This window comes from Kitasatospora sp. NPDC057965, assembly GCF_042887135.1.
Classification (GTDB): Bacteria; Actinomycetota; Actinomycetes; order Streptomycetales; family Streptomycetaceae; genus Kitasatospora.
In genome coordinates this window covers 51826-66059 of sequence record NZ_JBHVPZ010000033.1, presented here as the reverse complement: position 1 = coordinate 66059, position 14234 = coordinate 51826, and the positions used below count along the sequence as shown (strand labels likewise).

Sequence of the window (14234 nt, the reverse complement as noted above, 5' to 3'; positions counted from 1 at the left end):
GGACCGGTTTTGGCAAGTCCTGGTGCCCGGTGGCCGGAGAACGCAGCACCGCCCGCACCTGCGTCAAACGGCCGGTGCGGGCGGTGGGTTGACCTCGGTGAGGGTGTGTCCTGGCAGGTCAGCGGCGTGCGCCCGGGGCGGGCGGGCCGGTCACCGCGCGGCGCCAGAGGCGTCCGAGGCGCTGCCGGACCTCCGCCCGGGCGGCCGGGTCGTCGCCGTCCAGGGTGACGATTCCGCGCCGCAGGGCCTCCGAGCCGACCACCAGGCAGTGGGCCAGCGTCTCCAGGTCCGTGCTGTCGAGGCCGGCGAGGTCGCGGCTCCTGGCGGCGCCGGCGCCGGTGCCGATGGCGGATCCGGGGCCGGGGCTCGGGGTGAACGGGTGGACGTCCTCGCGGGGATCGGCCGCGGGGGCGGTGGACCGTTCACGGGCCAGCCGGTCACGCAGGTCCGGGCTCCAGCCCGCGTGCCAGTTGCCGGCCGACTCCGGCTGCTCCCAGGTGAGCCGGGCGGCTGCCCGGACGCTCGGCTCCTCGTCCAGCAGTCGGGTGAGCGTGTCGAGCAACTCCACGACACCCGTGTCGAGTTGCCCGTCCGGCCCGGGGGCGCGGGCGACCGCCGCCCGGGTGAGCGCGGCGGCCTCGGTGCGTACCGCGTCGGCCAGTGCGGCCTTGGACGGGAAGTGGAAGGTGAGCGCCCCCATGGTGACCCCGGCGGTCTGGCTGACCCGGGCCAGTGAGGTGCCCGCGTAGCCGTGCCGGTCGAACTCGGTTGCGGCCGCGTGCAGGAGCGCCCGGTGGGTCTGCTGGGCGCGTTCCTGCTTCATCGCGCACCGCCCGCCCGGCCCGTGGGGCCTCGGTGTGTACAGGTGCCGACGCCCGTGTCCGCTCCGGATCGGCGGGGGCGGGGGGCTTCGGGACAGGCGGTCAGCGGGTCGGCCGGGGAGTGAGGGGGGACGAACCACATGGTCGGCGTGGCTCCTTCGCGCGGTCGGGGCGTGCCGGTGAGTACCGGTACGGTGACGCTCCGACGTTACGCCTCGGCGCGATGCATACGCACGGCATCCCCGGGATCCTCCGGCGGCTTTGGCATTTCCTTCGCAAATGCCCGCAAGCGGGCGGAGGTTGTGGCATCCGCGGGCTTCACCTCGCGAGTCGCGGCAGGCGTCGCGGAGGGTGCTGCGGTGGGCTTCGCGGAAGGCTCCCCGGCGAGGTGGGCGCGGTACCAGGGCGCGGCCCCGGCGAGCCGGTGCAGCGGGCCGGGACCGGGATCGGTGCCGGTCAGCCGCCAGATCTCCTCGCTGCGGTACCAGTGGTGACGCGCCATCAGATCGAGCTGCCGCTCGCCGTACACCCCGGGGACCCGGTCGAGTTCGGCCGCGCAGCGGTCCCACGGCCAGTCGGTCCCGGGTGCCGGCGGAAGCACACCGTGCTCCGCGAGCGCCGCCAACAGCCGTGCGACGGTGACGGGTTCGGGATGCCCGGCGTGGTGCACCCCGGGCGTGGCCGCCGACGGCTCCGGGGCGAGCGCGAGGTCGGCGATCAGCCGGGCCAGGTCGGTCACGTCGACCAGTGAGAGCAGCGCCCCGCCGCCGTCCCAGCGCGCCGGCACCCGGCGGAGCAGGTCCGCCAGGCAGGGCACCACCCAGCGGTCGCCCGCGCCGAGCACCAGCGGGGCGCGCAGCACCGCCGCCCCGGCCTCCAGCGCCGCCCGCTCGCCGGTCAGCCGGGTGCGGCTGGCCGCCGAGACCGGCGCGGGCGCCACCTCGTCCACCCCGAGGCCCCGGTGCGGACCGGCACCGTAGACCGCGGAGGTGGAGAGGTGGACGATCCGGCCGACCCCGGCCCGCCCGGCCTCGGCCAGCAGCGCCCGGGTGCCGTGCACATTGACGGCGGCGCACTCCGGCTCCGGGCCGGCGACCAGCGCGGCGAGGTGGATCAGCACGTCCGCGCCGTCCGCCGCCCCGCGCAGCGTCGCCGGGTCGGCGAGGTCCGCCGCGACCGGGACGGTCCCGGCCGGCGCCGTCGAGCGGGTGAGCGCCCGGACCTCACCGACCCCCGGCAGCGCGCGCAGCGCGGCCAGGACGGCGGAGCCGATGAAGCCGCCCGCCCCGGTCAGCAGGACGGTGGGCCCGTCGGCGCCCGCCCGTCCGTCGTTCTTCCCCCGTGCGTTCCCCCGTGTCCCCCGTGCCCCGCTCATGCCGGCTGCTTCCCGTACTCCAGGACGTACGCGCGCAGTTCGGCGACCACCGGCGCGGGTGCGATGCCGGGCAGCAGGAACCACCACAGCTGGACGATCCGCTCCGGCAGGTCGGCGCGCCCGGTGCGCAGGTGGGACATGATCTGCGAGCCGGTGTACGCCGCGACCAGCACCTGGGCGAGATCCTCCAGCACGAGGTCGTCGAGCAGTTCGCCGGATCGTCGGGCGGCGTCCAGCTCGGCGCGGAACTGCTCGGCCCACATCTCGTACGGGCTGAAGTCGCGCAGTCCGAGCTGCCCCTGCTCGACGGCGAGGGTCACACCGGCGCGCAGCAGCACGTTCTCCTGCAGCTCGTCGGCCAGGTAGAGGGTGATCCGGATGAGCTGGCGCAGTCCTGTCGGCTGCCCCGGCAGGTCCAGGTCGGAGGCCTGCTCGTCGATGACCGCCTTGGCGAGGTCCTCCTTGGACTTGAAGTGGAAGTACATCGCCCCCTGGGTGGTCCCCGCCTGGTTGATGATCTTGCTGACGCTGGAACCGCTGAAGCCGTACTCGTCGAAGATCTGCGCGGCGGCCCTCAGGATGGTCTCGCGGGTGCGTACGGCTCGTTCCTGCTTGGCTCTTGCCACGAGTAACCCCAAACGTCTCGACAAACAAAAAGAACGACCTCTATGTTATTCGCCATGGGGCCCGGCGTACACACCGGAGCGCCGATCTTTCACCTTGCCTGTGGCCACTCTGGGGGAGTGCATCCATGTTTCGCACAGACCACAGCACCACCGTCTCCACCTCGCTCGACGAAGCCATGACCGGCGAGCCGGCCGCCGTACCGGCCGACGGCCGCACCGAGGACACGGTCGTCGCGCCGACCACCGTGCCCCAGGAGTACGTGCACAAGCGGGCCGCCGAGGAGGTCCTGCTGACCGGCTGGGAGCAGCTGTCCGAGGACTCCTACCGGATCACCGCGCGGTGGCCGCGCGACCACCGCGCCTACGGCGTCCGCAACGGCTACCACGACCCGATGCTCCTGGTGGAGACGGTCCGTCAGACCTTCCCGCTGCTCTCGCACGTGGCCTTCGGCGTCCCGGTCGGCCACCAGCTGATCTGGGACCACTTCGGCTACGCGCTCATCCCGGGCGGCCTGTGGGCCGGTGCGAACGACACGGTCCCGCGCCAGCGCGGCGCCGCCGACAGCGGCACCGCCCGCGTCCGGCGCGCCGGCGACGCCCACGACGAGGTGCAGATCGACGCCGTCTGCCAGGACGTGGTCCGCCGCGGCAACCGGGTGGCCGCGCTGACGCTCGCCTACGTGGTCAGCCGCGACGGCGAGCCGATCGCCACCGCGCAGACCCGCTTCACCGTCCAGACCCCGGCGATCTACCGGCGGCTGCGCGCCGACAAGGGCGACCCCGCCGAGATGATGGCCCGCGCCGTCCCGCTGCCCGCGCCGATCCCGGTCGCCCGGGCCGGCCGCGCCGTGCCGCAGGAGGTGGCGCTCTCCGCCACCGACCGGGCCCGGCGCTGGCAGCTGCGGGTCGACACCCACCACCCGGTGCACTTCGACCACCCGGTCGACCACGTGCCCGGCTCGCTGCTGCTGGACGCCGCCCGACAGGCCGCGCAGGCGCTGCACCACCAGGCGCCGGTGATGGCCGTCGCCATGGAGTGCGACTTCAGCCGCTACGTCGAGCTGGACGAGCCCTGCCTGGTCGAGGTGACCCAGCTGCCGCGCGACCCCGCCCGCCGGGACCGCGTCGGGGTGGTCCTGCAGCAGGGCGCCGGCGATCCGTCCTGCTCGATCATCGTCACGGTGGCTCCGCTCACCACGGGCTGACCGCAGGTCAGCGCGGCCCGGGCCCGCCGGTACTCCCCGCCGGCGGGCCCGGGCCCTCCCCGCCTCCTCGGCCTTCCCCCGGCCCTTCCCCCTCGGTCCACCCGGCCGCCGTACCCTGGACCCCCGCGCAGGACACCAGGGGGCCGGACCGCGCATGGAACTCAGACAGCTCCGCACCTTCGAGGCGGTCGTCGCCCACCGCACCGTCGCCGACGCCGCCGCGGCCCTCGGCCTCGCGCCGTCCTCCGTCGCCGAGCAACTCCGCACCCTGGAACGCTCGCTCGGCACCGCCCTGTTCGAACGCTCGCCGCGCGTGCTGACGCCGACCCCGGCCGGGCGCCGGCTGCTGCCCTGGGCCCGCCGGCTGCTGGACCAGGCCGACCAGGCCCGCCGCGAGGTCACCGCCGCCCGTACGGTCCTGCGGCTCGGCATCCTGGAGGCGGTCGCCGCCACCCACGCGCCCCGGGTGCTCGCCCGGCTCGGCGGGCACCATCCGGAGCTGGACGTCGCCCTGCACACCGACGCGGACCGGGACGGCCTGCTGCACGGTGTCGCGGCGGGCGCCCTGGACGCCGCGCTGCTGCTGGACACCGCCGGCCCGCTCGGCGAACTCGGCTTCGTCCCGCCGCCGGTCCCGCTGGCCCACCTCGACCTGGAGGACGTCCCCCTCGCCCTGGTCGCCGCACCCGGGTCCCCCGAGTCGGGTCGGCCCCTGCTGGTGAACACGCCGGACTGCTCCTTCCGGCTCGCCGGCGACCGGCTCCTCGGCCCCGAGGTGGAACGCCTGCGCACCGGCGACGTCGCCGCCACCCGGGCCTGCGCCGAGCGCGGTCTCGGCATGGCCCTGCTGCCCGAGTCCGCCGTCCACGAGCAGCTGGCCGCCGGCACCCTGCGCCGGCTCGCCCCCGCCGTCCCCGCCGTCCCCGGCGCCCCCGTCCCCGCCCCCGTCCTCGCGCTCCGCCTCCGCCTGGTCCGGCGTGCCGGCCGCGAGGCCGCCCCGGCGGTCCGCGACGTCTTCCACGCCGCTGCCGCCATCGCGCGCTGACCGCCGTTCAGCCCCGCCAGAGCCGCTCCAGGTGCGCGTGCAGCACCTCGGCGGCCCGGTCCTCCGTCAGCCGTCCGACCAGGACGTGCGCGGTCAGCCCGTCCACCAGCGCCAGCAGGGCCCGGACCTCGACCTCCCGCACCTCCCGCGCGACCCCCGCCTCGGCGAGCAGTCCGAGGAACAGCTCCTCCGACGCCGCGTACCCCGCCCGCAGCGGCCCGGCCAGCGCCTCGCTCACCGCCGCCTGCGCCAGGAACGCCAGCCAGACCCGCGCCTCGCTGCGGTGCTCCGCCCGCAGCAGCGCCAGCTCCTCCGCCGCGTGGCCGACCGCGCTGGCCGAGGACTGCGCCGGGCCGGCGCCCAGCCGCTCCCGCACCCGTCGCTCGATCCGCCCGCCGACGTACCGGAGCGCGTGGACCAGCATCTCCTCCTTGGTGCGGAAGCACCGCTGGACGGCCCCCATCGAGAGCCCCGCCCGCTCGGCGACGTCCCGCAGCGTGACGCCCTCCAGACCGCTCTCGTCGGCGAGCCGGCAGACCGCCTCGGCGATCACCCGCCGCCGCTCCGCCAGATCCACCTGCCTGGGCACGCCGTGCTCCCCACTTCGTCCGACTTAATCCGATGCGTTCGTATCGGTTCACACACTACGCTTCCGATGCACTTGCATCGATACGCCCTCTCCCCAGGAGCGCCGCCATGTCCGACACCGATCCCTCCCAGTTCCCCTGGTCCCTCACCGCCTCCGCCCAGGCCCGCGCCGTCCGCACTGGCGAGATCTCCGCCGGCGAGCTCATCGACGCCCACCTCGACCGGATCGCCGAGGTGAACCCCCAGGTCAACGCGATCACCCAGCTGCTCGCCGACCGGGCCCGCGCCCAGGCGGCCGACACCGACCGCCGACGCGGCGCCGGCGAACCGCTCGGCCCGCTGGCCGGCGTGCCGTTCACGGTGAAGGAGACCACCGCGATCGAGGGCGTCCCGACCACCTTCGGCGTCCCGCGCTTCCGCGACCTGGTCGCCGACGCCGACGCGCCCCCGGTCGCCCGCCTCCGCGCCGCCGGCGCGATCCCGATCGGCCACAGCAACCTCCCCACCCTGGTCCTGTCCGGGATGCACAGCCGCAGTGAACTCTTCGGCGACACCGTCAACCCCTGGGACCCGGCCGTCACCCCGGGTGGCACCAGCGGCGGCGACGCGGTCGCCGTCGCCACCGGCATGGCCGCCCTCGGCCTCGGCAACGACTCGGGCGGCTCCATCCGCGTCCCGGCCGCCTTCTGCGGCGTGGCCGGCCTCAAGCCGAGCTACGGCCGGTTCCCCGCCGACCACCGCATCCTCGGCCCCGCCGACCCCGGCCCGGCCTCCCAGTTCCTGGTCGTCGACGGTCCGTTCGCCCGCGGCGTCGCCGACCTCCGGCTCGCCTTCGAACTCCTCGCCGGCACCGACCCGCGCGACCCGCGGGCCGTCCCCGCCCCCCTGGACGGCGAACCGCTGCCCGCCCCCGTCAAGGTCGCGGTGGTCGCCGACCCCGGTGGCCACGGCGTCCACCCCACCGCCCGCGCCGCCGTCGCCACCGCCGCCGCCGTCCTCGCCGACGCCGGCTACGACGTCCAGGAGGTCCCCGACGTCCCCCGCCTCGACGAGACCCTCGCCGCCTACGACCTGCTCACCATCACCGAGTTCGCCCCCACCTGGCCGGCCGTCCGCCCCCTCCTCGGCCCCGGCGGCGACCGCTACCTCGCACCCGTCATGGAGCGCACCCCACCGGCCACCTCCGCCGAGTTCATGACCCTGATGGGCACCTGGCTCACCATCCGCCGCGCCTGGGCCGAGTTCCTCGCCGACTTCCCCCTCCTCCTCGCCCCCGTCTACACCGACCCCATCCCCGCCCCCGGCCTCGAATCCCGCGACCCCGCCTCCCGCGACCGCGTCGCCACCGCCATGGGCCTCTGCACCGCCACCAGCCTCGCCGGCGTCCCCGCCGTCACCGTCCCCACCGGCCTGACCCTCGGCCACCCCACCGCCGTCCAGCTCATCACCCGCCCCTACCGCGAGGACCTCGCCCTCCACGCCGCCCACACCCTCGAATCCCACCTCCCCCCACTCACCCCCATCACCCCCCGCCCCGAACGAACCCTCCCCGTGTGACCCGCGCCACCACGCCCCGCCGATGGCCGGGCCCCTGAGGCCCGGTCACCCGGCCGCACACGCAAAACGACAGAGGCTCTGCCGGATTTCTCCGGCAGAGCCTCTGCATTGGGTCGGGGTGGCGGGATTTGAACCCACGGCCTCTTCGTCCCGAACGAAGCGCGCTACCAAGCTGCGCCACACCCCGGTCTTTCTGTTTGTCGCTCCGTCTCCTTCGCGACGAGTAGAACTCTACCGGACGCTCGCCGAGAGACGAAATCCGGTATCTCGGCGAGCGGGGTGGAGGGGGTCGGCGGGGGTCAGCGGGGGGTCGGGGTGAGGGTGAGGAGGGTGGCCTCGGGCGGGCAGGCGAAGCGGACGGGGGTGTAGCGGTTGGTGCCGCAGCCGGCCGAGACGTGGAGGTAGGAGCGGCTGCCGCCGGCCTGGTGGGTGGAGAGGCCCTTGACCCGCTTGGCGTCGAGGTCGCAGTTGGTGACCAGGGCGCCGTAGAAGGGGACGCAGAGCTGGCCCCCGTGGGTGTGGCCGGCGAGGATCAGCGGGTAGCGGTCGGCGGTGAAGGCGTCGAGGACGCGCAGGTAGGGCGCGTGCACGACGGCGAGGGAGAGGTCGGCGTCGGCGGAGGGGCCGCCGGTGACCTCGCTGTAGCGGTCGCGCCGGATGTGCGGGTCGTCCAGGCCGGTGAACTCCAGGTCGAGGCCGGCGACGGTGAGGCGGCCCCGGGTGTTGGTGAGGTCGAGCCAGCCGGCCGCGTCGAAGGCGTCGCGCAGCTTCTCCCACGGGTTGTGCACGGCGCCGCTGATGCCGCGCGCGGCGGTGCCGTCGGGGTTGTTCATGCCGTGGACGCCGCTGCGCATGGCCTGGAGGTAGCGGGCCGGGTTCTTGCGGGCGGGGCCGTAGTAGTCGTTGGACCCGAAGACGTAGACGCCGGGGAACTCCATCAGCGGCCCGAGCGCGTCCAGGACGGCCGGGACGCCGAGCGGGTCGGAGAGGTTGTCGCCGGTGTTGACCACCAGGTCGGGGCGCAGGCCGGCGAGGCTCTGCAGCCAGCGCTGCTTCCGGCCCTGGTTGCTCACCATGTGGATGTCGGAGACCTGCAGTACCCGGATGGGTCGGGCGCCTCGGGGGAGGACCGGGACCTCGACCCGGCGGAGGCGGAAGGAACGGACCTCGTACCCAACGGAGTAGGCGAGGCAGGCGGCGCCGGTGGCGGCGATTCCGAGGGGAACGGAGTACAGCGGTCGCATCGTTCCATGCTCTCAGACGGCGGATCAGCAGGTGAACTGCCGGTGCGCACAGGGCGGAACGGATCGGGCGGCGGCCGCCGGGTCATTCCCCGTCCTGGTCGCGCCGGGCGCGCAGGGCCCGCACCTTGTGGCGGTTGCCGCAGCGCTCCATCGAGCACCAGCGCCGCCGTCCGGGCCGCGAGGTGTCGACGAAGAGCAGCCGGCAGTCGGCGGCGCCGCACTCGCGGATCCGCTCCGCGTACGGGCCGGTGAACAGGGCGATGGCGTCGCGGGCGACGGTGGAGGCGAGCTGGTCGCCGTCGCCGGGCAGCGGCGGCGCCGCGGTGCCGTCCGGAGCGATCTGCGGGGCGAGCGGGGGCCGGGCGGCGGCCCGGTTGAGCAGGGCGTAGTCGGCGGGGTCCCCGGCGTCCGGGCCGTGGGTGGCGCGGGCCGCGGTGAGCTGCCAGAGGGCGTCCCGCAGGGCGCGGACGGCGGTGAGCTGGTCGTTGGTGATCCGGACGGCGCCGGGCGGCAGGACCAGCCGGGACCGGCCGGCCCAGTCGGCCAGGTCGGCGGGCCGGTGCAGGATCTCGTACCGGGCGTAGGGGCCGGGGCCGCCGGTGGGCAGCAGTTCCAGGCAGAGCGTGCCGGGGTCGAAGTGGAACCGCGTTCCGCCGGGGGAGTGCAGGACCAGGCCGGGGGATCGCTCGTCGGTCATGTAACCACTTTAAAGAGCGGCAGGGGGTGGCCGGGCACGGCGGGATCGGTGGGCGGCGGGATCGGCGGGTTAATGGTGGGCGGCGGAACGCCGCAGGTGGGAGACTCGGGGCCATGACGACGCTCAAGGCGCAGCTGCAGGAGGACCTCACGGCTGCCATCAGGAACCGGGACGAGCTGCGCTCGTCCACCATCCGGCTCACGCTGTCCGCCGTCACCAGCGAGGAGGTGGCGGGCGAGGAGAAGCGCGAGCTCTCCGACGACGAGGTGCTGAAGGTCCTCGGCCGGGAGGCGAAGAAGCGCCGGGAGGCCGCCACGGCCTTCGACAACGCCGGCCGGACCGAGCAGGCCGCCCGGGAGCGGGCCGAGGGCGAGGTGCTGGCCGGCTACCTGCCCAAGCAGCTGTCCGACGAGGAGCTGTCGGCGATCGTGGCCGCCGCCGTCGCGGAGAGCGGGGCGAGCGGGCCGCAGGGCATGGGCGCCGTGATGAAGCTGGTGCGGCCGAAGGTCGAGGGCCTGGCCGAGGGCGGCCGGGTGGCCGCCGCGGTGAAGGCCGCCCTCGCCGGCTGAGCACGGCACGCCGCAGGCACGCCGCAGGACGACGAAGCCCTCCGAACCTCAGTTGGCCCCCCCCCCGCCCCCTTCGCGCGGGGGGCGCCCCTCGTCGTCCAACGGGTGCCCGCTCAGCGGTGGCCGTTGCCGTTCCCGTTCCCGTTTCCGTTGCCATTGCCGTTCCCGCCGCCGATGACGCCCGGCGGGAAGGTGAAGCCGCCGCCGATCATGCCGCCCGCGTTGGTGCCGGGGTCGCCCGGGTTCGCGGCCGGCGGCGGGTTGCCGCCGGCGTTCGGGTCGGCCGGGTTGGCCGGGGCGGTGGCGCCCGGGGTGGCGTTCGGGTCCGGCTTGGGGGCCGGGTCCGGGATGTCGATGGTCGGCAGCGACTCCTTGGGCGAGCCCTTCAGCGCGCCGTCCATGGCCATCTTCCAGATCGGGCCGGGACCGGTGGCACCGAAGACGCCGTCGGCGCCGTAGTAGGTGTCGCCGATCTTCATGTTCTTCATCTCGACGCCGCCGGTCGGGCCGCCGATCCAGACCGCGGTGGCCAGCTGCGGGGTGTAGCCGCTGAACCAGGCGGCCTTCTTCTTGTCGGTGGTACCGGTCTTGCCGGCGATCTGCCGGCCGTCCTCCAGGCCGAGGGAGGCGCCGGTGCCCTTCTCGGTCACGTTGAGCAGGACGCTGTTCATCGCGTCGGCGGTCTGCTCGGAGAAGGCCTGGGTGCAGCTGGTCTGCGGGACGTTGACGTCCTTGCCGTCGACCGTGGTGATCTTGTTGATCGCGATCGGCGTGCAGTGCTTGCCGCGGGCGGCGAAGGTCGCGTAGACGTTCGCCATGGTCAGCGGCGACATCTCCTTGGTGCCCAGGGTGATCGAGGGCACGATCTCCAGCTTGGCGCCGGAGGCGGTGGTGGTGATGTTGAGCTTGTCGAGCATCTGCTTGACGGGGCAGAGGCCCATCTCCTGCTCCATCTGAACGAAGTAGGTGTTGACCGAGAGGGCCATCGCCTGCTTCAGCTCGTAGGGGCCGACCTCGCTCTTGCTCTCGTTCGGGACGTACCGCTCGTTGCCCTTGTAGGTGTTCTTCCAGGTGCCTTCGCAGGTCTTCATCGTCGGCCACTCGATGCGGTTCTCGGACGGGTACGCCTTGGTGGGCGACATCCCGTTCTCGAGCGCGGCCGCGGCGATGATCGGCTTGAACGTCGAGCCGGGCTGGAAGCCGTTGCCGCCGCCCATCGCCGCGTCGACGTTCAGGTTGACGACGGTCTGGTTCTTGGCCGGCTCCAGGCCGTACGGGCGGGTCTGGGCCATCGCCAGGATCTTGCCGGTCCCCGGCTCCATCATGGTGGTGGCGGCCGAGACCGGGTCGGTGACCTTGACCTTGCTGGTGACCGCGTTCTGGGCGGCGGCCTGCTTGTCCGGGTCGAGGGTGGTGTAGATGTTCAGGCCGCCCTGGTCCCAGAACTTCTTGCGCTCGGCGGCGTTCTTGCCGAACACCGGGTCCTGCTTGACCACGTGCCGCACGTAGTCGCAGAAGAAGCCCATGCCCGCCTGGGCGGTGATGCAGCCGTTCTGCGGGTCCTTGTACTTCAGGCCCAGCGGGGCGGCCTTGGCCTCCTTGGCCTGGTCCGCGGTGATGTGCTTGTTCTCGACCATCTTGTCGATCACGACGTTGCGCCGCTTGACGGCGTTGTCGGGGAAGCGCACCGGGTCGTACTGGGACGGGTTCTGCACCAGGCCGGCCAGGGTGGCGGCCTCGGCGATGCTGAGGTCCTTGTTGGACTTGCTGAAGTAGCGCTGGGACGCGGCCTCGATGCCGTACGCCTGGTGGCCGTAGAAGGTGATGTTGAGGTAGTTGGTGAGGATCTGGTCCTTGGTCAGGTCCTCCTCCAGCTTGATCGCGACCTTCAGCTCCTGGATCTTGCGGCCCAGGGTCTTGCGCTGGGCCTCCAGGACGGCGGCCTGGTCGTCGCCGGCCTTCTCGACGTTGACGTTCTTCACGTACTGCTGGGTCAGCGTCGAGGCGCCCTGGGAGGCGGTGCCGCTCTCCGCGTTCTTGCTGATCGCGCGCAGCACGCCCTTGAGGTCGACGGCGCCGTGCTCGTAGAAGCGGGCGTCCTCGATGTCGACCTGGGCCTGCCGCATGTACGGCGACATCTGGTCGGCGGTGAGGACGGTGCGGTCGCGCTCGTAGACCTTGGCGATCAGCCCGCCCTTGGCGTCGAAGATCTGCGTCGCCTGGGTGAGCGGCGGGGTCTTGAAGTCGTCCGAGATGTTGGAGAAGCCCTCGGCCGTGTTCTTGGCGGTCAGTCCGAGCGCGCCGACGGCGGGCAGGGCCATGCCGGCGAGCAGGACGCCGGAGAGCACGCTGACCCCCAGGAACTTCACTCCGTGTCCCGCGTAGTCCAGCGGTGACCCGCGGCGCTTGCCGCGCGGAGCTCCGGGGTTGCCGGGGGGCGGGGATGCCTGGGGGCGCTTCGGTGCCATGGGGAGAACCCTACGTTGCCGAATGCCACACACCGGGGCAGGTGTTCGCCTAGGCTTGTCACAAGCTTGCGACAGCTTCGCTGCGTCAGCATCGATCACTCTTGTGAGTGATGAGAATTGCCCGAATTGCCCGATCCTGGTGTGCTTTTGGGGCAGCTGTTGCCCGCTGCACCCCTGTGTCCGGTAGCACTGCGTGACGACCTGCGTGGCGAGAGTGGCGCCCGTGGTCCTGGCAAGGCTTGCGACCTGCGGTCACTCCAACGAGTGAGCTGATCGCCACCCATAGTCCAATCGGGTCATTCGAGATTGAGCCCGAAGGGGCTGTTGCAAGCTGTCGTTCTTCCGTAACGTCCTCAACTGGCAACGGTGAATATGCCGTTGCCGCCGTGGGGGAGCCTCGATTCGGGAGAGGACGGCGCCGGCATGGGCTGGGTAGACGACTGGAGTGCGCAGGCCGCCTGCCGCACGAGTGATCCGGACGAACTGTTCGTCCAGGGGGCGGCGCAGAACCGCGCCAAGGCGGTGTGCAGCGGGTGCCCCGTGCGCACGGAGTGCCTGGCGGACGCGCTGGACAACCGGGTGGAGTTCGGGGTCTGGGGCGGGATGACCGAGCGCGAGCGCCGGGCGCTGCTGCGCCGTCGGCCGACCGTGATCTCGTGGCGGCGGCTGCTGGAGACGGCGCGCACCGAGTACGAGGCCTCGCTGGCCACCGGCGTGATACTGACGGACTACGCCCAGGCGGGCTGAGCACCCGGGCGCCTGGCCCCCGGAGGAACGGTCGGTCAGCCCGGGCTGGGGGGCCCGGGCCGGACCGCGGCGCGGACGGTGGTCAGTCGGCTGAGCCGCTGAGCCGTTCGCCGATCGCCCGCAGTCCGTCCAGGTCGTGGACGTCCCCGGGCAGCGCCGCGACCTCGACGATCGGCACGTCCGGGTAGACCGAGACGAAGCGGTCGCGGGTCCGGCGCTCGCGCACCATCACCTGCATCCGCTCGGCGTGCAGCCGCAGCAGCCCGGCCGCGAGCACTTCCGCCTCCGGCGAGGCGTGCTCCGAACCGTTCTCCTCCAGCGCCTCCGCCGCGGCCAGCGCCCGTTCGGCGGTGAGCTGCGGCGCGCCCGTCCCGTGCACCCGGTTGAGCACCAGCCCGGCCAGCGGCATCCGGTCGGCGGCCAGCCGGTCCACGAAGTACGCCGCCTCGCGCAGCGCGTCCCGCTCCGGCGCGGCCACCACCAGGAACGCCGTGCCCGGCGCCTGGAGCAGCTGGTACGTGCGGTCGGCGCGCTCGCGGAAGCCGCCGAACATCGAGTCCATCGCGCTGACGAAGGTCTGCACGTCGGTCAGCAGCTGGGCACCGAAGATCTTGCCGAGGGTGCCGGTGAGCAGGCCCATCCCGGCGTTCAGGAACTTCATCGCGGACCGGCCGCCGACCTTGGCCGGTGCGGTCAGGATCCGGATCACCTTGCCGTCCAGGAACGAGCCGAGCCGGTTCGGCGCGTCCAGGAAGTCCAGCGCGGAGCGCGACGGCGGGGTGTCGACGACGATGAGGTCCCACTCCTCGGCCGCCCGCAGCTGGCCGAGCTTCTCCATCGCCATGTACTCCTGGGTGCCCGCGAAGCCGGCCGACAGGGACTGGTAGAAGGGGTTCTCCATGATCGCGCGGGCCCGCTCGGGCTCGGCGTGGGCCAGCACGACCTCGTCGAAGGTCCGCTTCATGTCGAGCATCATGGCCTGCAGCTCGCCGCCGCCGTTGCCGCCGCCGCCGTTGCCGCCGACGCCCTTGACGATCCGCGGAGTGTTGTCGAGCTCGGTCAGCCCCATCGACTGCGCCAGCCGGCGGGCCGGGTCGATGGTCAGCACGACGACCTTGCGGCCGCGCTCGGCGGCCCGCAGGCCGATCGCCGCCGCGGTGGTGGTCTTGCCGACGCCGCCGGACCCGCAGCAGACGATGATCCGGGTCTTCGGGTCGTCGATCAGCCCGTCCACCGCGAGCCGGTTGCCGCTGCTCGTACCGCCGCTGCTGCCCGTACCGTCGCCGCTCACG

13 protein-coding genes and 1 tRNA gene are annotated in these 14234 nt (G+C 73.5%); 5 read left to right on the top strand and 9 right to left on the bottom strand.

Going from position 1 to position 14234, the window contains the following annotated elements:
• Positions 1-118 precede the first annotated feature (118 nt).
• The 3 genes from ACFVVU_RS32465 to ACFVVU_RS32455 all read right to left on the bottom strand — a co-directional run bounded on the left by ACFVVU_RS32465 (position 119) and on the right by ACFVVU_RS32455 (position 2822).
• Positions 119-823: a TetR family transcriptional regulator gene (locus tag ACFVVU_RS32465; protein ID WP_387793729.1), complete on the bottom strand. Its 705-nt coding sequence runs from the start codon at positions 821-823 to the stop codon at positions 119-121.
• 206 nt (positions 824-1029) lie between these two features.
• Positions 1030-2196, bottom strand: a complete 1167-nt coding sequence (locus tag ACFVVU_RS32460) for an NAD-dependent epimerase/dehydratase family protein (protein ID WP_387793728.1) — start codon at positions 2194-2196, stop codon at positions 1030-1032.
• A complete protein-coding gene (locus ACFVVU_RS32455) occupies positions 2193-2822 on the bottom strand; it encodes a ScbR family autoregulator-binding transcription factor (RefSeq protein ID WP_380684306.1) in 630 nt (209 codons plus the stop codon). Before ACFVVU_RS32455 ends, ACFVVU_RS32460 begins: the two co-directional genes overlap by 4 nt.
• A 125-nt stretch (positions 2823-2947) precedes the next feature.
• On the opposite strand from ACFVVU_RS32455, the gene ACFVVU_RS32450 reads away from it, so the two are divergent.
• Together ACFVVU_RS32450 and ACFVVU_RS32445 are read left to right on the top strand one after the other, a co-directional pair.
• Positions 2948-4027 (top strand): AfsA-related hotdog domain-containing protein, encoded by a 1080-nt coding sequence (locus tag ACFVVU_RS32450; protein ID WP_387793727.1) that lies wholly within the window; start codon positions 2948-2950, stop codon positions 4025-4027.
• 154 nt (positions 4028-4181) lie between these two features.
• Positions 4182-5072, top strand: a complete 891-nt coding sequence (locus ACFVVU_RS32445; protein ID WP_387793726.1) for a LysR family transcriptional regulator — start codon at positions 4182-4184, stop codon at positions 5070-5072.
• A 7-nt stretch (positions 5073-5079) separates the two neighbouring features.
• Here ACFVVU_RS32445 and ACFVVU_RS32440 read toward each other — a convergent pair whose 3' ends face one another.
• Entirely contained in the window at positions 5080-5661 is a 582-nt protein-coding gene (locus tag ACFVVU_RS32440) for a TetR/AcrR family transcriptional regulator (RefSeq protein ID WP_387793725.1), read from the bottom strand.
• A 107-nt stretch (positions 5662-5768) separates the two neighbouring features.
• Here ACFVVU_RS32440 and ACFVVU_RS32435 point away from each other — a divergent pair, with 107 nt between their 5' ends.
• Positions 5769-7217, top strand: coding sequence for an amidase family protein (locus ACFVVU_RS32435; protein WP_387793724.1), 1449 nt, complete (start codon positions 5769-5771; stop codon positions 7215-7217).
• 113 nt (positions 7218-7330) lie between these two features.
• Here ACFVVU_RS32435 and ACFVVU_RS32430 read toward each other — a convergent pair.
• The 3 genes from ACFVVU_RS32430 to ACFVVU_RS32420 form a co-directional block, all read right to left on the bottom strand.
• Positions 7331-7404: transfer RNA gene (locus ACFVVU_RS32430), tRNA-Pro, on the bottom strand.
• A gap of 112 nt (positions 7405-7516) precedes the next feature.
• Positions 7517-8461 (bottom strand): metallophosphoesterase, encoded by a 945-nt coding sequence (locus ACFVVU_RS32425; protein ID WP_380688122.1) that lies wholly within the window; start codon positions 8459-8461, stop codon positions 7517-7519.
• An 82-nt stretch (positions 8462-8543) separates the two neighbouring features.
• A complete protein-coding gene (locus ACFVVU_RS32420; protein WP_387793723.1) occupies positions 8544-9158 on the bottom strand; it encodes a CGNR zinc finger domain-containing protein in 615 nt (204 codons plus the stop codon).
• A 113-nt stretch (positions 9159-9271) separates the two neighbouring features.
• Between ACFVVU_RS32420 and ACFVVU_RS32415 the strand changes: the two genes are divergently transcribed.
• The gene (locus ACFVVU_RS32415; protein ID WP_380688118.1) at positions 9272-9727 is read left to right on the top strand and encodes a GatB/YqeY domain-containing protein; all 456 of its coding nucleotides are present in this window, start codon (positions 9272-9274) and stop codon (positions 9725-9727) included.
• A gap of 113 nt (positions 9728-9840) precedes the next feature.
• On the opposite strand, the gene ACFVVU_RS32410 is transcribed toward ACFVVU_RS32415, so the two are convergent.
• Positions 9841-12195, bottom strand: a complete 2355-nt coding sequence (locus ACFVVU_RS32410; RefSeq protein ID WP_387793721.1) for a transglycosylase domain-containing protein — start codon at positions 12193-12195, stop codon at positions 9841-9843.
• A 423-nt stretch (positions 12196-12618) separates the two neighbouring features.
• Between ACFVVU_RS32410 and ACFVVU_RS32405 the strand changes: the two genes are divergently transcribed.
• On the top strand, positions 12619-12942 hold the full coding sequence (locus ACFVVU_RS32405; RefSeq protein WP_344338874.1) for a WhiB family transcriptional regulator: 324 nt from the start codon (positions 12619-12621) through the stop codon (positions 12940-12942).
• A gap of 82 nt (positions 12943-13024) precedes the next feature.
• On the opposite strand, the gene ACFVVU_RS32400 is transcribed toward ACFVVU_RS32405, so the two are convergent.
• Positions 13025-14233 carry an ArsA family ATPase gene (locus tag ACFVVU_RS32400; RefSeq protein WP_387793747.1) on the bottom strand — a complete coding sequence of 403 codons (1209 nt, stop codon included), beginning with the start codon at positions 14231-14233 and terminating at the stop codon, positions 13025-13027.
• Position 14234 lies beyond the last annotated feature (1 nt).